The 20,276-nt window shown below is 32.3% G+C and carries 22 protein-coding genes; 9 read left to right on the top strand and 13 right to left on the bottom strand.

Going from position 1 to position 20,276, the window contains the following annotated elements:
- The first annotated feature begins 10 nt into the window (after positions 1 to 10).
- Entirely contained in the window at positions 11 to 1,693 is a 1,683-nt protein-coding gene (locus tag RH81_RS10970) for an acyl-CoA--6-aminopenicillanic acid acyl-transferase (protein ID WP_033960375.1), read from the top strand.
- Positions 1,690 to 2,988 carry a flexirubin biosynthesis putative acyl-CoA ligase FlxY gene (gene flxY, locus RH81_RS10965; RefSeq protein ID WP_033960374.1) on the top strand — a complete coding sequence of 433 codons (1,299 nt, stop codon included), beginning with the start codon at positions 1,690 to 1,692 and terminating at the stop codon, positions 2,986 to 2,988. Before RH81_RS10970 ends, flxY begins: the two co-directional genes overlap by 4 nt.
- A gap of 900 nt (positions 2,989 to 3,888) precedes the next feature.
- Here the strand turns inward: flxY and RH81_RS16780 are convergent.
- A complete protein-coding gene (locus RH81_RS16780; protein WP_338152378.1) occupies positions 3,889 to 4,074 on the bottom strand; it encodes a hypothetical protein in 186 nt (61 codons plus the stop codon).
- Between the two features lie 62 nt (positions 4,075 to 4,136).
- Here RH81_RS16780 and RH81_RS10960 point away from each other — a divergent pair, with 62 nt between their 5' ends.
- Together RH81_RS10960 and RH81_RS10955 are read left to right on the top strand one after the other, a co-directional pair.
- Positions 4,137 to 4,421: a hypothetical protein gene (locus tag RH81_RS10960; protein WP_033960373.1), complete on the top strand. Its 285-nt coding sequence runs from the start codon at positions 4,137 to 4,139 to the stop codon at positions 4,419 to 4,421.
- A gap of 153 nt (positions 4,422 to 4,574) precedes the next feature.
- Positions 4,575 to 5,348, top strand: coding sequence for an RNA polymerase sigma factor (locus RH81_RS10955; protein WP_033960372.1), 774 nt, complete (start codon positions 4,575 to 4,577; stop codon positions 5,346 to 5,348).
- 40 nt (positions 5,349 to 5,388) lie between these two features.
- Here RH81_RS10955 and RH81_RS10950 read toward each other — a convergent pair whose 3' ends face one another.
- From RH81_RS10950 to RH81_RS10940, 3 genes are read right to left on the bottom strand one after another with little or no spacing between them, the layout of a single operon-like run.
- The gene (locus RH81_RS10950) at positions 5,389 to 6,327 is read right to left on the bottom strand and encodes a L,D-transpeptidase (protein ID WP_081988294.1); all 939 of its coding nucleotides are present in this window, start codon (positions 6,325 to 6,327) and stop codon (positions 5,389 to 5,391) included.
- Positions 6,324 to 7,061: a peroxiredoxin gene (locus RH81_RS10945; RefSeq protein WP_033960423.1), complete on the bottom strand. Its 738-nt coding sequence runs from the start codon at positions 7,059 to 7,061 to the stop codon at positions 6,324 to 6,326. Before RH81_RS10945 ends, RH81_RS10950 begins: the two co-directional genes overlap by 4 nt.
- Positions 7,062 to 7,065: 4 nt before the next feature.
- A complete protein-coding gene (locus RH81_RS10940) occupies positions 7,066 to 7,335 on the bottom strand; it encodes a heavy-metal-associated domain-containing protein (RefSeq protein WP_033960371.1) in 270 nt (89 codons plus the stop codon).
- 115 nt (positions 7,336 to 7,450) lie between these two features.
- Between RH81_RS10940 and RH81_RS10935 the strand changes: the two genes are divergently transcribed.
- From RH81_RS10935 to RH81_RS10920, 4 genes are read left to right on the top strand one after another with little or no spacing between them, the layout of a single operon-like run.
- Entirely contained in the window at positions 7,451 to 8,233 is a 783-nt protein-coding gene (locus tag RH81_RS10935) for an MlaE family ABC transporter permease (RefSeq protein ID WP_052172528.1), read from the top strand.
- Entirely contained in the window at positions 8,230 to 8,991 is a 762-nt protein-coding gene (locus RH81_RS10930) for an ABC transporter ATP-binding protein (protein ID WP_033960370.1), read from the top strand. Before RH81_RS10935 ends, RH81_RS10930 begins: the two co-directional genes overlap by 4 nt.
- Before the next feature lie 6 nt (positions 8,992 to 8,997).
- Entirely contained in the window at positions 8,998 to 9,990 is a 993-nt protein-coding gene (locus RH81_RS10925) for an MlaD family protein (RefSeq protein WP_033960369.1), read from the top strand.
- 19 nt (positions 9,991 to 10,009) lie between these two features.
- Positions 10,010 to 10,498, top strand: a complete 489-nt coding sequence (locus RH81_RS10920; protein ID WP_033960368.1) for a hypothetical protein — start codon at positions 10,010 to 10,012, stop codon at positions 10,496 to 10,498.
- Between the two features lie 72 nt (positions 10,499 to 10,570).
- On the opposite strand, the gene RH81_RS10915 is transcribed toward RH81_RS10920, so the two are convergent.
- The 8 genes from RH81_RS10915 to RH81_RS10880 form a co-directional block, all read right to left on the bottom strand.
- The gene (locus tag RH81_RS10915) at positions 10,571 to 10,933 is read right to left on the bottom strand and encodes a hypothetical protein (protein ID WP_033960367.1); all 363 of its coding nucleotides are present in this window, start codon (positions 10,931 to 10,933) and stop codon (positions 10,571 to 10,573) included.
- 9 nt (positions 10,934 to 10,942) lie between these two features.
- Complete coding sequence (locus RH81_RS10910; RefSeq protein WP_033960366.1) at positions 10,943 to 11,401, bottom strand: DinB family protein; 459 nt, start codon at positions 11,399 to 11,401, stop codon at positions 10,943 to 10,945.
- Positions 11,402 to 11,426: 25 nt separating this feature from the next.
- A complete protein-coding gene (locus RH81_RS10905) occupies positions 11,427 to 12,305 on the bottom strand; it encodes a DUF3298 domain-containing protein (protein WP_152604824.1) in 879 nt (292 codons plus the stop codon).
- A gap of 27 nt (positions 12,306 to 12,332) precedes the next feature.
- On the bottom strand, positions 12,333 to 12,926 hold the full coding sequence (locus RH81_RS10900) for a CDP-alcohol phosphatidyltransferase family protein (RefSeq protein ID WP_033960364.1): 594 nt from the start codon (positions 12,924 to 12,926) through the stop codon (positions 12,333 to 12,335).
- Between the two features lie 56 nt (positions 12,927 to 12,982).
- Positions 12,983 to 14,302 (bottom strand): dicarboxylate/amino acid:cation symporter, encoded by a 1,320-nt coding sequence (locus tag RH81_RS10895; RefSeq protein WP_033960362.1) that lies wholly within the window; start codon positions 14,300 to 14,302, stop codon positions 12,983 to 12,985.
- 184 nt (positions 14,303 to 14,486) lie between these two features.
- Entirely contained in the window at positions 14,487 to 16,454 is a 1,968-nt protein-coding gene (locus RH81_RS10890; RefSeq protein ID WP_033960361.1) for a heavy metal translocating P-type ATPase, read from the bottom strand.
- Positions 16,455 to 16,475: 21 nt separating this feature from the next.
- The gene (locus tag RH81_RS10885; protein WP_033960360.1) at positions 16,476 to 16,772 is read right to left on the bottom strand and encodes a chaperone modulator CbpM; all 297 of its coding nucleotides are present in this window, start codon (positions 16,770 to 16,772) and stop codon (positions 16,476 to 16,478) included.
- A 1-nt stretch (position 16,773) separates the two neighbouring features.
- Entirely contained in the window at positions 16,774 to 17,658 is an 885-nt protein-coding gene (locus tag RH81_RS10880) for a DnaJ C-terminal domain-containing protein (protein ID WP_033960359.1), read from the bottom strand.
- Positions 17,659 to 18,039: 381 nt separating this feature from the next.
- Here RH81_RS10880 and RH81_RS10875 point away from each other — a divergent pair, with 381 nt between their 5' ends.
- Positions 18,040 to 18,474 carry a universal stress protein gene (locus tag RH81_RS10875; RefSeq protein WP_033960357.1) on the top strand — a complete coding sequence of 145 codons (435 nt, stop codon included), beginning with the start codon at positions 18,040 to 18,042 and terminating at the stop codon, positions 18,472 to 18,474.
- Between the two features lie 49 nt (positions 18,475 to 18,523).
- Here RH81_RS10875 and RH81_RS10870 read toward each other — a convergent pair whose 3' ends face one another.
- On the bottom strand, positions 18,524 to 20,275 hold the full coding sequence (locus RH81_RS10870) for an efflux RND transporter periplasmic adaptor subunit (RefSeq protein ID WP_033960356.1): 1,752 nt from the start codon (positions 20,273 to 20,275) through the stop codon (positions 18,524 to 18,526).
- Between the last annotated feature and the right edge of the window lies 1 nt (position 20,276).

The following is a 20,276-nucleotide window of genomic DNA, read 5'->3' as shown; positions in this document are numbered from 1 at the left end:
CAGTATTCAAATGCTTAAAACAGGTTCAGCAAAACATATTATTCTTGGGTTATTTAGCATATTACTTTTGACGTCTTGTGGCATAAACAAATCTATAAACGATCATCCAGATATTTCAAAGTATAATTCTAATATTCCAGAGAAAGTTGTTATAAACGATTCAACATCTTATGCTGGGAATAATTTTTTGACCAAAAATAAACAAGGGCTTTGGGAATTATATGTAGAAGGAGATCCTTTAGAACGCGGACATGCTATTGGAGTTCTTACCAAAGATTTAATGTATAAACAAGAAAGGGTGTTTTTTGATAAAATCAACGATTTGGTGCCTTCCGAAGGAAAACAAAAATTCTTAAGAAAGTTTCTATCTTGGTTCAATCGTAAGATGTACAAACATGTCACCAACGAATATAAAAGTGAAATTTATGGTCTAACACAATATGCATCCACAGATTTTAATAGCATTGCTCCACCCTATTTACGTTCGCTGTATTTACATGGTGCGCACGATATTGGTCATGCCCTACAAGATTTAGCTTTGGTTGGTTGTACGTCTTTCGCTGCTTGGGGGAACAAAACCGAAGATGGCAAACTACTTATTGGTCGCAATTTTGACTTTTATGCTGGTGATGCCTTTGCTGAAAACAAAATTATAGCCTTCGTTAAGCCAACCACAGGTCATAATTTTATGTCCGTAACTTGGGGAGGAATGATTGGTGTCGTTTCTGGTATGAATGACCAAGGATTAACCGTTACTATAAATGCTGGAAAATCTAAAATTCCATTAATCGCGAAAACACCCATCTCTATCTTAACAAGAGAAATTCTACAATACGCATCTAATATTGAGGAAGCCATTGCCATTGCATCAAAACGTGAAGTTTTTGTTTCTGAATCTATTCTTGTTGGAAGTGCAAAAGATAAAAAAGCAGTACTTATTGAAGTATCTCCTAAAAACTTTGGGGTATATGAAGTTGAAAACTCTAATCAGCTGATTTGTTCTAATCATTTTCAAAGTGATCCTTATGAAAGTGATCGAAGAAATGAAAAGACGATTATAGAAAGCCACACACAATATAGATTTGATAGAATGCAAGAACTTTTAACAGGGGAGGACAAGATAAATCCGACTGAAGCTGTTGCAATCTTAAGAGACAAAAACGGTAGTGGTGACAAGGTCATAGGCTATGGAAATGAGAAAGCACTTAACCAATTATTAGCGCATCATGGTATTGTTTTTCAACCTGAAGATTTAAAATTTTGGGTCTCTTCTAATCCATATCAATTAGGAAAATTTGTAGGGTATGATTTGAATGACGTATTTAATAACAGAGATGGAAACCCTTCAAAGTTCTCAATTTCTAATCAAAGTCTTAGTATCGCTAAAGATCCTTTTTTAGAAACTGATGACTATCTTAATTATGAAACCTATAGAGTATTAGAACGTAAAATAGAGCATGCAATTGAAAATGACATTCAACTAAATGATGAAGACTTAAAACTTCTTGTAAGTTTAAACCCTCAGTATTGGAAAGCAAACAAGCTTGCAGGCGAATATTACTATATAAACAGAAATTACATTCAAGCTCTAAAAGCTTTCAATTTAGCATCTACAAAAGAAATTACAACACGTCCTGATGCTGAATTTATTTCAAAATATATAAAGAAATCAGAACGAAAACTAAAACGATGATTCCAGATATTGAAAAACAATCGAATGCAAAAGTGAAAGCATTTCAAGAAGAAAGACTTGGAGATGTTTTACAATATGTGAATCAGAATTCTCCATTTTATCAACGCTTATTCAAAGCTCATAACCTTTCTATTTCTAACATAAATACACTTGAAGATTTAGCACAAATACCACCTACAACAAAGGATGATTTACAATCTTATAATGATGATTTTCTGTGTGTTCCTAAAACAGAAATTATAGATTATGTAACAACATCTGGTATTTTAGGAGATCCTGTAACTATTGCCTTAACCGATAAAGATTTAGACAGATTAGCTTATAATGAAGCTATTTCTTTTGGGTGTGCAGGAGTTAAAAAACAAGATGTCATACAGTTAATGACCACTATAGATAGACGGTTTATGGCTGGTTTGGCTTATTTTTTAGGAGCCAGACAACTTGGTGCAGGAATTATTCGTGTAGGTGCTGGGGTTATGGAGCTTCAATGGGATTCCATATTAAAGTTTAAACCAACGTATCTTATTGTTGTGCCTTCATTTTTATTGAAGTTAATAGAGTATGCTAAATCAAATAAAATTGACATTAATTCTTCAGGAATAAAAGGGGCAATATGTATAGGAGAATCTGTTAGAAACGATGACTTTTCTTTAAACGTTCTAGGACAAAAAATAACTGAATCTTGGGATATTGCACTCTACTCTACTTATGCTTCAACCGAAATGCATACCGCCTTTACAGAATGTGAATATCAAAATGGAGGGCATCATCACCCAGAATTAATTGTTGTTGAAATTTTAGATGAAGACAATCATCCTGTCAGTAATGGAACTATTGGTGAACTTACAATTACTACGCTAGGGATCGAAGCCATGCCTCTAGTAAGATTTAAAACTGGCGATATGCTAAGAGCGCATTACCAACCTTGTAAATGTGGCAGAACTACCTTGCGTTTAGGTCCAGTAAACGGACGAAAAAAGCAGATGGTAAAATATAAAGGGACCACACTATATCCTCCAGCAATAGAAAATGTAATGAATCATTTTAAAGATGTAGAGAGTTTCATCATTGAAATTTCACATAATCAAGTTGGTACCGATGAAATTTTAATTAAGCTCGCGAGTAACGCTTCAAGTCCAGATTTGCTACAACAGATAAAAGATCATTTTAGAGCGAAGCTAAGAGTAACACCACGTGTTGAATTCTGTGATAAAGATGATCTTAAAAAATTAAGGTTCCCTAAACTCAGTAGAAAACCTATTCTGGTTATCGATAAACGCTATTTAGTCACTTAGATTACGATTTATTCTACAGACAACAATTACTCCTACTCTTTTACTACGTATTCTATCATTGATGATGATAAAGGATACATAAAGTTCCTACCTCCTATTCTTACGTATCTCAAAAGAAATAGTACAAATACAGCACAAAAAATATCGAAAGGTGAATTTCGACTAACAACTGGAGGTTAATTGGTAGACAGAACTAATAACATCGCCTTTAATTACATTAAAAAAATATAATTTCAAATCACAGTGTTCAAGCATCGAACTAAAAACCTAATTGAGTATAACTAAAATTATTTTGCACTCGCTTTAAAATCAAAACATCTTTTAGATTTAACCAAAGAGAAACTTTCAAAACCCTCTGAAAAAGGGAATCTCATGGTTACTTAATAAGTATCAATTAATTAAGCTAATAGACTAACAAGCATTGAAAAATTGAAAAAATCCTCGGAATTAAATTAGATGCACTACAAATTAACAAAAATTATACTGCATTTGATGGGAGTTAAACTCATATTAAAGCACATTCAACATGTAGTATTTTACTATAATCCTAAGAATCAAAGTATAGAATTCTAATTGTTGTCCATCGTAAACAGTTAGCATGTTAAAGTATTACTTTAAATAATTTGCATATCAGAGAAGATTTTTATCCGTGATTAATCCATTAAAAACAACTTAGTTTTTTTAGGAGTAAAAAACTATTTCTTATCTTTACCTTAGAAAAAGTTAAAAACATAATGAGTTACCCTATGAGTTACCCTATTGGGTTTTGACAAATAGAACACCGCGTAAACACTGGGATAAAGCAATGGGTCACGGAGCCTTACTCTCCGCAAAAAGCCTTGTAATCTTTTGATTTGCAAGGCTTTTGTTTTTTAGTTGACAATTCTATCGCTTTAACTTCTATTCTATTACTTGTTTCACACTACCACATTTCAGCATCGCGTCTCCAAAGTATGGGTTGACTACTTTTTCGTCTCTACTTAACCAATATGCGCCATTGTCATTATCTGCCATAGGACAAAATTGGCTATACACTGTTTCGTTTATTCCAAAGGTTTCAACAGCACCTATTAAATATGATGACAAACGCTTAAAATGATTTCTTTGAGCTTTTATATCAGTTGCATGTGAAATAGAACCAACGGAAGATGTTATCGAAGGCCTTAAAAGAGGTAAGATTGGAGCTTTGGGTAATGATGTCTATAAAAATGAAAAAAGGAGTCTTCTTTAAAGATCATTCACAAGACCTACCAGAAGATGATCTTCTATTAAGATTGAATGCAATGACAAACGCACTTATAACAGCTCATCACGCCTTTCTAACTAAAGAAGCGTTGACAAACATTGCAGATACAACTGTTTATAATTTAAATTGTTGGGATTCAGGTATGGAAACCGAAAATGAACTGACAGAATTAGTTGAAATAGTATAATTACTATTTATCCAAATGTAATTCTTCTTGATTGGATTCATAATGATATTGGTACGCTTGGTGGAGTTTTATTAACTGATATATATCATTTCAATCCAGGTCTCAAGTTCGCATCTTTATACTTTACAATTAAACTATTTAAGCACTTCTATTATGCAAACAAATATTTCTTATTACCAAAACAAAAAGGAGTTCCGTCTTTTCGTGACCAAAACATTTTCAAATCTCATTCAATTAAAGAAGGAAGGCAATCAAGCTTCCTTTAATGAATTGGTATTAAAAATAATGCCAGAAATAAGAACGTATGTCAATGGAAGATTGAATACAGCAATAATAAAAGGTCACTTTTCTAAAGGAAAGTATAAAGCCGATGATTTCATTGATCAGCTATTTATTGAGATTTACGATAACATTGAAGATGTTGAAAATGAAAAGAATTTTTACCTCTGGTTGTTCAAAAGAACTAATCAATTGTTGGAGGATATCATTGTGGAAGAAGAATTTAATGATTTTTTCTTTAAGAATATTGACGACTACTCTAAACGGGAATGGGATGAAATGCAAGAGAAATTTAGCACAGATGGAGACGGAGATTTAGTTATGATTGAAGATTTAGATGATATCTCTTACAACCATAATAATTATACATTAAACCATGTATTTGTAGAAGATAATGAGAAAGCTTTGGCTGAAAAATTAGACAAGAAATTAGATGAAGAAAAAATCCAAAACCATATAGCAATGGTATTACAAAATTTGCCTTTAGATATGAATAATGTCTTTGATTTGTTTACAAACCAACACTTAGAATTAGGAGAAATTGCGCTCATAAGAAATAATACACTTGAAGAAGTTGAACAACTGTTAAAAGATGCTAGAAAGTCTTTACAATTAAGCTTGTTTAATAGATATACTGAGAACAGGTAAATGTTTATTTAGTCTGCCACAAGGTAAGTGTTTCACAGAGTTAATTTTTATTATTGTATCCATAAATATCTTTTAGAACTAAAGCTTTACCTTCTTCATCAACTATATTTAAATCATATCGAATTTTCACTTTAGTACCAATTGGAGCATAATAATAAATCATCCAAGCATCGGCTTCTCTAGTTCCAATACAACCATTAGAATAAGCTTTTCCTAAAGTTACTGGATTTGTAGTAGGATGAATTAATTGTCCGTTTCTAATACCATTGATTTCGGTTTCAATAAAAGGGACTTGTGGCAACTTAGTCACTTTTTTATCGTCTCTTCTTGTTACAAAATACTCATGATTATTTACAGGGTTTACGTATCTCGGATTCCGCACATGACTAACTATGTAACCTTCTCCTTTTTTCGTTTTTAAATCCTGTACTCTACCAGACATCTCCAAATATTTTTTCTCATCCCTACCTACTCTAACAGGAAATTCATAAAGCCGAATGGTATCTTCATAAATACGAAGTTTAAATTCAGGGATATTTATGTCTATTCTTGTCTTATGAAATGAACTCAATAATTTTTTAGTTTGAATTGAATCAGGAATTACTATAAAATTTCCTTTTGGCAAAATAATCATCTTTTTTTGATCGTATACAAATGAATCTCTAGCTTTCATTCGATAATAATCTGTATTCTGAAGTGTATCTATAATCCATGAATTAGCGCGAACTAAAATATGTTCAGTTAACTTATAGGATGTAATAGAATCATATGTTTTGACAATAGAATCTATAAAATGAAAATAATTCTCAATAGTAATAGATGTATCAATTGAAACCAAGCTTACAGTATCTTGTTGAATGTAAACTTGGTTTAAATCAATTGTTTCCTTAGATATCAAGGTTTCTGTATTAGTAACATTTACAGACACGATATATAGGAATAGTGCAATAGCATGTATAATTAAGACCCATCGTTTCACTCAGCAAGTAGTTTTGTCTTTTTCAAAATTTTGTCTAAAACCTCGTCTTTATCCAAAGGTTTAGTGCAGAAGAACCAGTCTTCGCATTTTAATTCGTCTTTAGAGTTCATTCGCTCTTCAGCAACTCCACAAGATCCTGCTGGAGAGACAATCACATCATCTCCTGGATTCCAATCTGCAGGAGTAGCTACAGAAAATTCATCGGAAGTTTGCATGGCAATTAATGCACGATATATTTCATCAAAATTTCTTCCTAAACTTAAAGGATAGTAAATAATAGCTCTAATCGTTCCTTTTGAATCTATAAAAAACACAGCTCTAACAGCTTGTGTTTTACTTTCTCCTGGTTGAATCATGCCGTACTTTTTAGCAACTTCCATTGTAATATCTTCAATCAAAGGAAACTTGACTTCAACGTTTTTCATGCCATTGAACTTAATTTTTTCTTTAATAGTTCTTAACCAAGCAATATGACTATATAAACCATCAATTGAAAGTCCAACCAATTTACAATTAGCTTTATTGAACTTGTCTTCAAGATGTGCAAAGGTCATAAATTCACTTGTACATACTGGAGTGAAATCGGCTGGATGACTAAATAGAATAACCCACTCTCCTTTATAATCAATAGGGAAGTTAATCTCTCCTTGTGTTGTTATGGCTTTAAACTCAGGTGCCTTGTCGCCAATTCTTGGCATTGCTGTAATTTGCTCTTGTTCTTGCATTGTTTCCATTGTTTCATTTTTTAATTCTACCAATAGCACAACTCAAATAAGATTGTGCTTTCGTCTTTAGTTTATTTTCTTTTCCTACTATAGGGTAACCTATTCTAGATAGTAAATGTTTAGCAGCTTCAAAATCTCGATTGGTATAATAATCAAAAGAGACTGTATTCTTTTCATTATTTACTTCTACATCACTAATATGCTTGACTTCTAAAAGCCTATTGATTATAGTTCTTTTACAACCACAACATTTTAGGTTTTGTATATGAACTGTAGTTCTCATAGTTTGATTTTATTAATATCTAAAAGTATCTCTAATCCCAGAATACTGAAATGATATATATCATTTTACAAATGCCTCAATTCAAATACATTTGATCAGACTCTTATTAGCTATTATGCCAGATATAACTAAAATGAAAGCGCAATTGGATGTTTTCTTAATTGAAATAGGAGAGCTATCATATTTTACTGCTCGTTTTTTTAAAGAAACATTTAAACGTCCTTTTGAGCTTAAAGAATTACTAAACCAATGCTACAACATGGGGAATAAATCTCTATTACTTGTAGGTATTACTGGTTTCATTATAGGTTTAGTTTTAACTCTACAAACACGACCAACTCTTATGGAGTTTGGTGCTGTATCTTGGATGCCATCTATGGTAAGTATTTCTATTGTTAGAGAAATAGGACCTATATTAACTGCATTAGTTTGTGCTGGTCGAATTGGCTCTGGCTTAGGTGCAGAAATCGGCTCGATGCGTGTTACAGAGCAAATTGATGCCATGGAAGTCTCAGGTACTAATCCCTTCAAATATCTGGTGGTTACACGAGTATTAGCAGTGACATTAATGTTGCCATTATTAGTGATAATTGGAGATGCTATTGCATTATTTGGCTCCTTTTTAGTAGAAAATGTAAAAGGAAATGTATCCTTCGTTCTCTATTTTAATCAAGTATTCGACGCATTAAAATTTGGAGATATTATGCCAGCAACAATTAAATCTTTCTTTTTTGGCTTAGCCATTGGACTTGTTGGTTGCTTTAAAGGGTATTACTGTAAAAAAGGAACAGCTGGCGTTGGGAAAGCAGCAAATTCAGCTGTTGTATTTACATCCTTGTTGTTATTTATTATTGATTTCATAGCGGTCTTTGTAACTGATATTTTTTACGATTTATGATAGATAGAAAAAACATATCTAATCAAGATATTGTTCTTGAAATTAAAAACCTACATAAGAGTTTTGGTAACAATCATGTCCTTAACGGATTTAACATGCAGCTTCATCAAGGAGAGAATTTAGTAATTATGGGTAAGTCAGGCTCTGGGAAATCAGTTATGATTAAATGCTTAGTAGGATTAATGGAAGCAGATAATGGTTCTATTTCATTGATGAAAAAAGATATCACTAAGTTGACTCAAGATGCCTTAGATACACTAAGAGCTGACATAGGCTTTCTATTTCAAGGAAGTGCATTATATGATTCTATGACAGTAAGAGAGAATTTAGAATTTCCATTACGACGTCATTACAAAAGGTTTGATAAGACTTCCAACACAGAAGCTCTCGTAGTTAAAGCCTTAGAGAATGTAGGATTATTAGATGCTATAGATTTAATGCCTTCGGAATTGTCTGGTGGCATGAAGCGACGTGTTGCTTTAGCAAGAACACTCATCTTACAACCAAAAATAATTCTATATGATGAGCCTACAAGTGGATTGGATCCTATTACTGCAAAAGAAATCATTTTCCTTATGCATGATGTTCAGAAAAAATATAAAACCTCATCAATAATAATTACGCATGATGTGGATTGTGCACGAGTGATTTCAGACAGAATGATTTTACTTATTGATGGTATCGATTATGCCGTTGGAACATATAACGAACTATCAAATCATGAAGACCCAAAAATAAAAGCCTTTTTTAAACACTAAATAATTATGAAACATTCAAACTCACAGAAACTACGATTAGGTTCATTTGTTCTCATTGGCACAATTCTTTTTATAGCTGGCGTTTTTCTCATAGGACAGCGTCAAAACATGTTTAAAAAAACATTTACGATAAGTGCTTTTTTTCAAAATGTAAATGGCTTACAAAAAGGTAATAATGTAAGGTATTCAGGTATTGGTATAGGAACTGTAAAAGACATCACAATGATTAATGATTCAACTATTAAGGTCGACATGGCTATTGAAGAAAAAATCATTTCACATATTAAAAAAAATGGCATCGCAACAATTGGTTCAGATGGATTAGTTGGTAATATGATTATAAACATTGTTCCTGGCAAGGGTCTTTCCGAAGTTATAGGCAATGGAGATATTATTGAATCTTACAGCAAAATTGGGGCAGATGATATTTTAAGCACATTAAGTGTAAGTTCAGAAAATGCTGCAATCCTCACCTCTGATCTACTAAAAATTACAACAGCCATGCTAGAAGGAAAAGGAACTGTGGGTTTACTTCTCAACGATACTATTATGGCTCAAGATCTCAAGCAATCGATAAACAATCTAAAAATGGCAAGTAGAGGTGCTACTAATACTATTAACGAATTAAATGAAATCATCTCCAGTTTAAAAACAAATGATGATACGGTTTTAGGCATGATACTAAATGATTCCATCTCTGGTCAAAAACTTAAAACAGTCGTTAACAATCTCGAAACATCAAGTAGTGAAATTGAAAATGTTTTGAACAATATTAACAACGTAGTGGATGACTTCAACTCTAGTGAAGGTGCTTATAATTATATTGTAAAGGACACCTCTTTAGTGAATAGCTTAAAATCTACCCTAAAAAACATAAATGAAGGCACTGATAAATTCAATCAAAACATGGAAGCTTTAAAACATAATTTTCTAACACGTGGCTATTTTAGAAAATTAGAGCGAGATGAGAAAAAAGAAGCAAAAAACCAAAATGATTAGACTATAAAACAATTTAGAAATGAAAATTCAACACTTAGTAGAGCACGTAAATGATTATAAAGCCTCAATTAAAATTGTAGTAGACAAAAAAACGATTTGGCAAACGAAGACCAAAACACTTATAAGTAATACCTTAAAAAGCATTTGTAAACAGTACGATATCGGCTGGAAAGTGCAAGAACTCAGTTGGATTGGCACCAATGAAGCTATAAATATCACGTTTGACTCTTTCCCAAAAGAACTTATAGATTGTACTAATCAAATACCAGCATATCAATTTATACAAGGTGGTGCTTTGGTGTTTTCTCAATCGTATAGTGGAGATGTGCATACGTTTATACTATTTCCTTATGTAGAACAAATACCGATTGAGAATAGTAGTATAGAGTTAGAGTTATATAATCCTGAACATATTACAGAAAAGCTAATTATTGAAAAGGTTGATGAGTTTTTAAAGGAAATGATAAAATGGGAAGTACCATCAACCAAAAACAAATTAGGGTATTAATAAAAATTTAATACATTATATTCTATATTTTCAACAGTTAGCCAATGGAAATCTCCTCCTTTTATATCCAAGTCACTTTACTTTTGTTTCGCTTTTAACCATTTTTTTAAATTGATGGTTTTTAAAGGCAGAAATGCTAACTAAAAGAATAATGATATTGACAAGAGTGCCGTACTTGGCCTCTTCCCATGTCAAAATAATTAAAATTTGAGAGATGAATACAGCTACAAAAGCCATATAAAACCATTTTTTATTGCCTAAAAACTGTGATGCAGTAACGATAAACAATATAAAAGTGATTAACCAAAGTGATCCAATAGGTTTTGAAATACCTAATATTTGCTTATTAATTTCTGTTGAAAAAAAAGCACCAACAAAACCCATTAAATGAATTAAACCATGAAGACCTAATACTATGGCAAATACATATCTCATTATCTCAAATTAAATTACACCGTACTTATTGATAATTGCTAACTGACCAGCATGATAGGTCGTATGCGAAATAATCCTCCCAAAAGCTTCAGCTTTGGTTTTAATGCCAAATTCTTTGGTTTCTATATTAGTTTCCCAATCTGAATCTTCTTGTTTTTCGACAATAGATTGCAGTACTTCGAATGAATGGTTAACATAATCTATCAATTCATTATGACTAGTCCATTCTCCAGTGTCTTTTTTAGCAATAACTGTTTTTGCTGTGACTCTCGTTTGGCTTGCTCCAAAAACATTTTTTGCAAAAAGTAATTCAACATCACCAATATGACGTATAAGGAAACCGATGCTATTAGGCGATGGTAATAGTTTCTTTTTCAAATCTTCTTCTAAAAGATTAGCTAACTGATTTGAAAATCGTGTTCTGGCTTCCTGCCATAGTTCAAGTAATAGCCCTGTTTTAGTTTTCATAATTAATATTTAAGTTTCAATTTTATTAAAAAATTAAGAAGTTTAAATCGTGTTTTTTTAAAACCGACAATAAATCAACTAGTGAAAGTTCAATAGAATAAGTTCCTGTATAAGATGGACACATGACACAATCATCAAAATAAAACTCTACATAAGTATCATTTAGCACGAAGTTGTTTTTACTTTCAAAAAAATCATCTGAAGATAATTCCCAACAGTCATAATATGTATCTCCTTTTCCTGTTTTCTCAATTATCTTTTCATTTATTATAATCAATAATTCATCTTCAGATCCTTGATTAAAAAAGTCCTCATAAGTCATAAAAACACCTTTATTCAATTCAAAATTAAAGCAGTCGAAGGAATAACTGGGATGCATAGCACCCGAATAAAAATTCTCTTTATAAAAAAGCACACTCACAAGTTGATCGTTTACATTATAAATTTTGTAATCTATAAATCGTTCTTCTCTAAATGTTGAAAGTGCTATACTATCGCATAATAATTTATTTTCTAAAATATCTGATTCGGTTTTTGTTACATTAACATAATAGTGATTAATAAAATCATTGAAATTTATGTTGGTAGGTCTAAACGACTCATTAAGTAATGGATACTTAAAATTAATAGTGTAGTCTTTCTTATCTATAAGATACCTTTTCTCAATAATCAATTTCTGCAAATCCTCCCTTTCATCCTCTTTTTCAATAAGCTGCTTTTGTTTCAACTGAATTGTAATAGATTTATCTAAAGACTTAATATCTGGATCTATAAGCTGCACGGTATCTTCAACCATTGGTTTAACCTTAATAATTTCTTCAATTTTATTACTACTGTCTTGACGATTGTCGTTTTTACAATTTGAAAACAAAAAGACCAGGATTACAATGTATATATATTTCATGTGTTATATTTTAGAATTAATTCCGTCTCATTTTATTTGCTTTTTTAAACGCCTCTTATCTCTATAAGCCCAATAGATACCTTTTACATCTGAAGCCCAATTATCATATATAAAAATGAGTGTGATTTCTTCAAAAGTTTCTAACAATCCAATACCTATCATAATGTAGAATAATGAATATTCTGGAGAAAAGAAAAGTGACCCTAAAATAAAAACGCTTTGCATAATAGCTGATAATTTTGCCAAATACGTATGAAATGCTGTAGCCTTTCCATATTTCGAATAGGCGATAATCATTTGTAAAATGTATGGAACAAAAACAATAAGAATTAAAGTGAAATTGGTTTTAATAAATTCAATTTCAAAAAAATACAAACCAATGAGACCAACAATTAACGTTATTTGATCTCCAAAAGAATCTAACTGAGAGCCTCTCGGACTAGTTATTTTGAGTTTACGTGCTAAAAATCCATCAATAGCATCTGTTAAATAACTAACTAGTAGTAGCCATGTAAAAATTAAACGCTGATCATACCAAATAAGTGCTAACAAAAAAGGCGCTGCTACTATTCGATAAAATGAGAACCAGTCAGCAATGTTAAAGTTCTTAAATGTGAGCATACAATTTTATTTAGCATAAAAATAGGAGATACTCATCATACGTAAAATGAGAAATGTCAGTTCTTGTATTCTAATTTTGATTTGGCTCCATAAAATTTATCAAATATTATGCAGGCTGTTAAATCTCCTGTCACATTAACCGCAGTTCTAAACATTCCCAAAATGCGATCGATGCCAATAATAATAATTAGACCATCAATTGGAATTCCTGCGCTCTGTAATACTGATGCTAGAATAATAACTCCACCTCCAGGAATTGACGGTGTTCCTATAGAAGCTGCCACAACAGTAAAGGTAATTAACAGAAGGCTCAGAATAGACAATTCAATGCCATAGGCTTGTGCCATAAATAGAGTTGTTACACATTGAAACAATGCGGTCCCATCCATATTAATTGTGGCTCCAACTGGAATAACAAAATCACTAATGTTAGAGGATACCCCTAATTTTTCATCTGCTGTTTTCATAGAAAGTGGCATAACGGCTGCTGAACTAGCAGTAGAAAACGCCAATAGTTGCGGTTCTCTTATCGCTTTTAAGAATTTGAGTGGATTTTTCTTAGTGATTACTGAAACCAACACTAAATAGAAAGTCAATAATATAATCAGACCTAGCATTACTACAGCCATATAATAACCCAAACCAAGGAATATTTCAACACTTGTTCTAGATAGCAATGCTGCCATTAAGCCAAATACAGCATAAGGCACGAGCATCATAGCCCACGACACCACAATCATACATATTTTCTGAATGGCCTCTGAAAAACGAATAATAGGCTCAGCTGTTTGCCGATTGAGTTGGGTAATTGCTACACCAATAATAATGGTGAAAATTACTACGCCCAACATTTCTCCTGTCAAAATGGACTCCATCGGATTATTAGGAATAAGGTTTGATATCGCAGTTGGAATGTTCCCAATAAGATCAGTTTGTTTAACTGGATTTATTTGGCTTTCGCCACTATTTGGAAATCCACCTAACTCAAAAATATATTGACCGGGTTTCAAAATAAGTGTTACCACTAGCCCTATTATGATAGCTATAGTGGTTGTAAAAATGAAATATAACAATAACCGAAAGCCAAAGGTTTTAAGGTTTTTGGATGTGTTACCTACAATTCCTGTAATGATCGATGTAAATATCAATGGAATCATAATCATTTGAACTAGCCTCATAAAAATTTGACCTGGTAAGTCAAGCCAATCCGCAATTTGCAAACTAATAACTTCTGAAAGTAATCCTGTAGATGGATTAAGTAGAACTCCCACTGCAGCCCCTAAAAGGAGTCCAATAATTACTTTAAGCCATAAACGACCTTTGATAAGATGATCTAAATGAATCGATAGATTATTAAGAGATCTAAATTCTATCATTTTGTTGTTCTAAATATTTGCAAACAGTATTGAACCAAAAGTAGCTACACAAGCTAGCACTTAACTTTACAAGTACTCATGAAGCTAAAATTCTCTATTTCTAGATACAGTAAATTTAATTCATGTAGTGAGCTCTTGAAATGATATAAATCAGTTTGACTTTAAAAGTTTCTTGATTACTTTATTAACCCATTTTAAAACGAAGTAGTCGTAATGCATTTAAAACAACGACTATTGTGGACCCTTCATGAAAAGCAACTGCTAATCCAATATTTGTTAGCCCTAAAATAGTTACTGGAACTAACAGAAACACCACTCCTAAACTTATCAATATATTTTGTTTTATGATACGCTTAGACTCTCGACTCAAGCCTATAACAAATGGTAAGATTTCAATTTTATCAGACATTAAGGCAACATCAGCTGTTTCTAGAGCGACATCACTACCTGCTGCTCCCATTGCAATACTCACAGTGCTTAATGCCATTGCTGGTGCATCATTTACTCCATCACCTACCATCGCTATTTTTTTATCTCTTTTTATCAACTCTTTTATAGCAGAAACTTTGTCTTCAGGTAATAAATCTCCTCTAGCATCTGTAAGTCCGATTTGTTTAGCAATGGCTTGACCAACATTTTGATGATCACCAGTAAGCATTATCATGTGTTTGATACCAATCTCTTTTAGTCGAATTAAAGTAGCTACTGCAGTTTTTCGAGGTATATCCATAACACTAATTAACCCTATAATCTCATTTTTAAAGGCTACAATCATTACGGTATGTCCATTTTCTGACAGACTCATCATTTTAGAGGCTACAAGTATATCGACTTTAATACCTGACTCTTCCATCAACTTTACATTTCCTATTAAGACATCATTACCATAATAAGTAGCGTGAATTCCTTTTCCTTGAATCGCATTAACATTAGAAGCCTTATTTAGAGACTCTAAATTATATTGGCTTTTTATATCTTTTGAAATAGCTTTCGCAAGAGGATGATTACTCAAACTTTCTACCTCAAGAACCAATTGAATAAACTCTAATTCATCAAAATCATTAAGTGGAATTACATGTGTGAGTTTTGGTTTTCCTTCTGTTAATGTGCCTGTCTTATCAAATGCTATGGTTGTAATTTCTCCTAAATCTTCTAGTGCCTTTCCTCCCTTTATGAGGACACCTTTTTGGGCAGCTCTAGCGATACCACTTAAAACTGCACTCGGTGTTGAAATTGCTAATGCACATGGGCTTGCAGCGACCAAAACCGTTATTGCTCTATAAAGGCTATCATTAAAACTTTCATCAATAAACAAATATGCAAAACATAATAAGAAAACGACAAGGATTACTATTGGAACATACCGCTTCTCGAATTTTTTAGTTAGTCGTTGTGTAGGTGATTTTTGGGTTTCAACATCTTTAACCATTTTAATTAATCGAGAAACAGTAGAATCTTTACTTAATTTTAGAACTAGAACCTCAAGAACGTTATCTCCATTAATAGTTCCTGTAAAGACAATATGTTTTTTTTTAAGAGTATTAAACTCTGGCAAATTAGTCGCATTATCAATACATGTTTTGTCAACAGGCATACTCTCTCCTGTTATTGGCGCTTGGTTTATACTGCTGCTACCACTAATTATGACACCATCTGCAGCAATTTTTGTGTGAGGTTTTACAACAATAACATCATTAATTTTTAAGTCGTCTATGGCAATCTCATTAAGTTTTCCATCCTTTTTTATAAGTGCAGTTTTAGGAGATAGTTTGCTAAGAGCTTCAATAGATTTTCTAGCCTTGTTCATAGCGTAATGCTCTAAAGCATGTCCTAAGCTAAAAAGAAATAACAATAGTGCTCCTTCAGCCCAGCTATCAATATAAGCAGCGCCTGCAGCTGCAGCAATCATTAAAAAATCGATATCAAAACCATTTTTAATGATTTTTTTAGCTGCTTCAACAGTAATGAAATAGCCTCCAAAAAAATAAGCTATCATGTAGCTCGCTTTAGGAAACCATACTGACAATTCAACCCATTTTTCAATAAAAAAACCTATGAGTAAAAAAATGCCACATAGAATCGCAAAATAGAGTTCTGCTTTCTTTCCGAAAATTTGATTATTGTGGTGGTGTTCTATGCTATTGTGTTCCATTAAAAACGTTTTCCTAAGGATTTAAAACTCCTCGAAAGCATTTAACTTATTTTTTAGTGTTCTGATTTCAAATTGAAGATGTTCCAATTGCTTCAATAAATTATAAATCACATCAATCCCTTCTAGGTTAATATCCAATTCGTAATGCAAACGTATCATTTTTTCAACGTCATTAAGCTGATTGATTTTCAAATAGTCCTCATTATCGGTTATTGTAATTTCAATCAACTCGTATTCATGTAGAGCAGTGATAAAGCTTTTTGAAACATTATAATGCGTGCAAAACTGTTGAATTGAAATGAGATGTGTAGTATCCATATTATCGCAATTTTGAGAGTTCGGTAAACAATTCTTTTTCTTTTGTCGATAGTTTTGTTGGTGTTTTAATAGTGTAGATTATATACAAATCACCAAACTGTCCTTCTTTTTTATACTTGGGAAAACCTTTCCCTTTAAGTTTTACTTTTGTTCCGTTTTGTGTTTCTGGTTTTACGGTCAGTTTTACTTTCCCTTCAAAAGTATTGACTGTTAGTTCTCCACCTAACAATGCAGTATATAAATCTAAATCAACTGAAACATATAAGTTATGACCATCTCTTTTAAATTGAGATTGATTAATTATTGAAAATGAAATAAACAAATCACCATTGGGTCCACCATTAATACCTTTTCCACCATGGCCTTTTATTTTTATAACTTGACCGTTTTCTACTCCTGCCGGAATTGTGATACGAATATTTTTATTGTTTACGGTTAAGGTTTGCTTATGACTAGTATATACATCTTTAAGTTTAAGCTGCAATTCGGCATTAAAATCTTGACCTCTAAATTTTACTTGTTTTCCCTGTGTTCTCGACGAACCACCACCAAACATAGACCCAAAGATATCTGAAAAATCCTCCTCTGAATAACCTCCTTGTTGATTACTTGTACTTCTTTGGTACTGTTTTTGTTGTTTCGCTTTTTCGTATTCTTCCGAATGTTCCCAATGTTCTCCGTATTCATCATATTTTTTTCGATTTTCAGGATGACTCAATACCGCATTGGCTTCATTTATTTCCTTGAACTTCTGTTCAGCGACCTTATCGTTAGGATTTAAATCCGGATGGTATTTACGTGCTAATTTCCGATAGGCTTTCTTTATAGCGCTTTCACTAGCACCTTTCGAAATTCCAAGTGTCTTATAATAGTCTATAAATGCCATTATTACAATGATTTAATCAGCAATATACCTTGAATTTCAGAAGTATAATATGATATTAATCAGACTTATTCAATTATTACATTTTGTTGTAATTCTTTTAATCTTTACATAAAAACAGAAAACTCAATGTATTGTATTTGTCCAACTAAAGATAGAGAGCTTATATGGAAAGGCTACATCAATATTACAGGCCCTCAATCACAGTCAATAGAAAAACTGTAAATGATTATGTAAGATTAGCTATTGTTGTTTTAGAAGAAGAACAACTGATAAAACCAATACTTATAAAAAAGAGGAAACCACTGAGAACATGGTGTATTAGCATAGTTTGAAGCAACACCATTACACATACACATTTGTTGTACCATTAAAATAAAAAATATGAAAAATATACTAGTTACAGTCGATTTTAATAGAAACGAACAATTGCTAGTTGATAAAGCATTTCAATTGGCTGAGCGATTCGATTCAAAAATATGGTTAATACATATTGCTGCTCCCAATCCCGATTTTGTCGGTTATGAAGTTGGTCCCCAATGCATAAGAGATAACCGTGCATCGGAACTTAGAAAAGAACATAAACTACTACAAGAACAATCCAATGAACTTAATAAAAAAGGAGTTAAAGCTGAAGGTTTACTAATACAAGGAGCAACAATCGAAATGATAATGGAGGAATCTAAGAAGTTAAATGTTGATCTAATTTTTGCTGGTCATCATGAACATAGTTTTCTTTACAAAGCATTTGTCGGAAGTGTTTCTGGAAAGATCTTAAAAAAATCAAAAATACCAGTACTTATCGTTCCCTTAGGATAAAGGAAAAATAAATACAATCTACAACGTGCATAGGCAATTGCAGGTTTTTCTATTCTATTACTTGTTTCACACTACCACATTTCAGCATCGCGTCTCCAAAGTATGGGTTGACTACTTTTTCGTCTCTACTTAACCAATATGCGCCATTGTCATTATCTGCCATAGGACAAAATTGACTATACACTGTTTCGTTTATTCCAAAGGTTTCAACAGCACTTATTAAATATGATGACAAACGCTTAAAATGACTTCTTTGAGCTTTTATATCAGTTGCATGTGAAATAGAACCAACGGAAGATTTGATTTCCTTTTCTAAAGCCATCCAATTCGTGTGTGCTTTTTCATCTTTCAGCAGTTTCATATCTATTTTGGTTAAACTACTTAATGTGTTTTTTGCTTCTTCAATTACATTGTTTGTATCATCATTAACTAATTCATCTTTTAATTTAATGTAATTATTGAAAACCATTTTTAACTGTTCTTGAAATATGACTGGCACTTTAAGGCGCTCATATTTTGTGGTACTCGACATTTCTATTCCAAGGTGACCTTCATGACCTGTCATGGTTTTTCCACCGCCTTTATTCATCATAGATTTTTTACCTTGTAATTGAGCAGATGCATCAACTGTAAATGTTCCATTGGTTACAATTTCATCTCCACTTTGAAGTCCATCAATTACTTCATATTGATCTCCTAATTGATTACCAATTGTAATTTCTTTCATTTCAAAAACTGGTTCATCAGGATTTGTCTTTATGTAAACCACAGAGCGCTCTCCTGTCCACAAAATTGCAGATGAAGGAATCATTAATCTCTGTTCTTGGTTAGATAGTGTGTTTTCAATATTACCTTCAACAAACATTCCAGTTTTGAACTCACGGTTTTTATTGTTTAAGACTACTCGAAGTTTAACTGTTCTTGTCGCTGAATTAAATGTAGGGTCTATAAAATCCACTTTCTTTTTGAATTTTTTATTTGGATAAGCGCTTGTAGTAACCGTAATATCTTGCCCTTTTTCAAATAACTTAATCTGATTTTCATACACATCAAACAGCGCCCAAACCTTATTAAGGTTTGTGATTTTCAATAAGGCTTCTCCTTGTTTTACATAATCGCCTTGTTCAACCAATTTTTCTGACACAGTTCCTGAAACTGTTGCATATATTGGAAAGTTTTGTTTCACTTTTCCTGATGCTTCAATTTGATTAATTTGGCTCTCAGAAATTTTCCAAAGCTTTAATTTATTCCTTACAGCATTATACAATGCAGGTTGTGTTTCTTTCATTGAAGAGGCTGTAATTAACTCTTGCTGTGCTGCAAATAATTCAGGTGAATAGATCGTTGCTAATAACTGACCTTGCTTAACCTCTTCTCCTGTTGAATTTACATTTAAGCGTTCTATCCTTCCTGAAAAATAACTCGCCTGAACTACATTGGCTTCTTCATTTTCTGCGATTTTTCCTGATAGTTTAATTGTAGCTTCTTCACTAGTATTATTACCAACAAGAGACGTTTGTATATTGGCTAAAGCCATAGCGTTTTTCGTTAGCTTAAATTCATTTGCATTTAATCCCTCTGCGCTAGTTTTGGCAGGTATTAAATCCATTCCGCAAATAGGACAATCACCAGCTTCAGGTTGCATGATTTGAGGATGCATAGAACACGTCCACATTTGATTAGTCTCCGCTGTTTCAGAATGATTGTGTTCTACTGCTTCATTAGATGATCCGCCAAAAAGCAACCAACCTAAAAGTAGCCCAACAGATAATATTCCGATATAAATTAAAATCTTTTTCATC

Source organism: Psychroserpens jangbogonensis (genome assembly GCF_000797465.1).
Classification (GTDB): Bacteria; Bacteroidota; Bacteroidia; order Flavobacteriales; family Flavobacteriaceae; genus Psychroserpens; species Psychroserpens jangbogonensis.
Note: the sequence above shows the minus strand (reverse complement) of the source record. Positions and strands in the feature narration are given on the sequence as shown.

Excerpts from the sequence above, each read along its gene's own strand:
- RH81_RS10870 (WP_033960356.1), bottom strand. The coding sequence starts at position 20,275 with ATGAAAAAGATTTTAATTTATATCGGAATATTATCTGTTGGGCTACTT.
- RH81_RS10940 (WP_033960371.1), bottom strand. The coding sequence starts at position 7,335 with ATGAGAACTACAGTTCATATACAAAACCTAAAATGTTGTGGTTGTAAA.
- RH81_RS10945 (WP_033960423.1), bottom strand. The coding sequence starts at position 7,061 with ATGGAAACAATGCAAGAACAAGAGCAAATTACAGCAATGCCAAGAATT.
- RH81_RS10915 (WP_033960367.1), bottom strand. The coding sequence starts at position 10,933 with ATGAGATATGTATTTGCCATAGTATTAGGTCTTCATGGTTTAATTCAT.
- RH81_RS10900 (WP_033960364.1), bottom strand. The coding sequence starts at position 12,926 with ATGCTCACATTTAAGAACTTTAACATTGCTGACTGGTTCTCATTTTAT.
- RH81_RS10880 (WP_033960359.1), bottom strand. The coding sequence starts at position 17,658 with ATGGCATTTATAGACTATTATAAGACACTTGGAATTTCGAAAGGTGCT.
- RH81_RS10925 (WP_033960369.1), top strand. The coding sequence starts at position 8,998 with ATGAAACATTCAAACTCACAGAAACTACGATTAGGTTCATTTGTTCTC.
- RH81_RS10930 (WP_033960370.1), top strand. The coding sequence starts at position 8,230 with ATGATAGATAGAAAAAACATATCTAATCAAGATATTGTTCTTGAAATT.
- RH81_RS10885 (WP_033960360.1), bottom strand. The coding sequence starts at position 16,772 with ATGGATACTACACATCTCATTTCAATTCAACAGTTTTGCACGCATTAT.
- RH81_RS10905 (WP_152604824.1), bottom strand. The coding sequence starts at position 12,305 with ATGAAATATATATACATTGTAATCCTGGTCTTTTTGTTTTCAAATTGT.
- flxY (WP_033960374.1), top strand. The coding sequence starts at position 1,690 with ATGATTCCAGATATTGAAAAACAATCGAATGCAAAAGTGAAAGCATTT.
- RH81_RS10955 (WP_033960372.1), top strand. The coding sequence starts at position 4,575 with ATGCAAACAAATATTTCTTATTACCAAAACAAAAAGGAGTTCCGTCTT.
- RH81_RS10970 (WP_033960375.1), top strand. The coding sequence starts at position 11 with ATGCTTAAAACAGGTTCAGCAAAACATATTATTCTTGGGTTATTTAGC.
- RH81_RS10890 (WP_033960361.1), bottom strand. The coding sequence starts at position 16,454 with ATGGAACACAATAGCATAGAACACCACCACAATAATCAAATTTTCGGA.
- RH81_RS10960 (WP_033960373.1), top strand. The coding sequence starts at position 4,137 with ATGTTATCGAAGGCCTTAAAAGAGGTAAGATTGGAGCTTTGGGTAATG.
- RH81_RS10920 (WP_033960368.1), top strand. The coding sequence starts at position 10,010 with ATGAAAATTCAACACTTAGTAGAGCACGTAAATGATTATAAAGCCTCA.
- RH81_RS10895 (WP_033960362.1), bottom strand. The coding sequence starts at position 14,302 with ATGATAGAATTTAGATCTCTTAATAATCTATCGATTCATTTAGATCAT.
- RH81_RS10875 (WP_033960357.1), top strand. The coding sequence starts at position 18,040 with ATGAAAAATATACTAGTTACAGTCGATTTTAATAGAAACGAACAATTG.
- RH81_RS10935 (WP_052172528.1), top strand. The coding sequence starts at position 7,451 with ATGCCAGATATAACTAAAATGAAAGCGCAATTGGATGTTTTCTTAATT.
- RH81_RS10910 (WP_033960366.1), bottom strand. The coding sequence starts at position 11,401 with ATGAAAACTAAAACAGGGCTATTACTTGAACTATGGCAGGAAGCCAGA.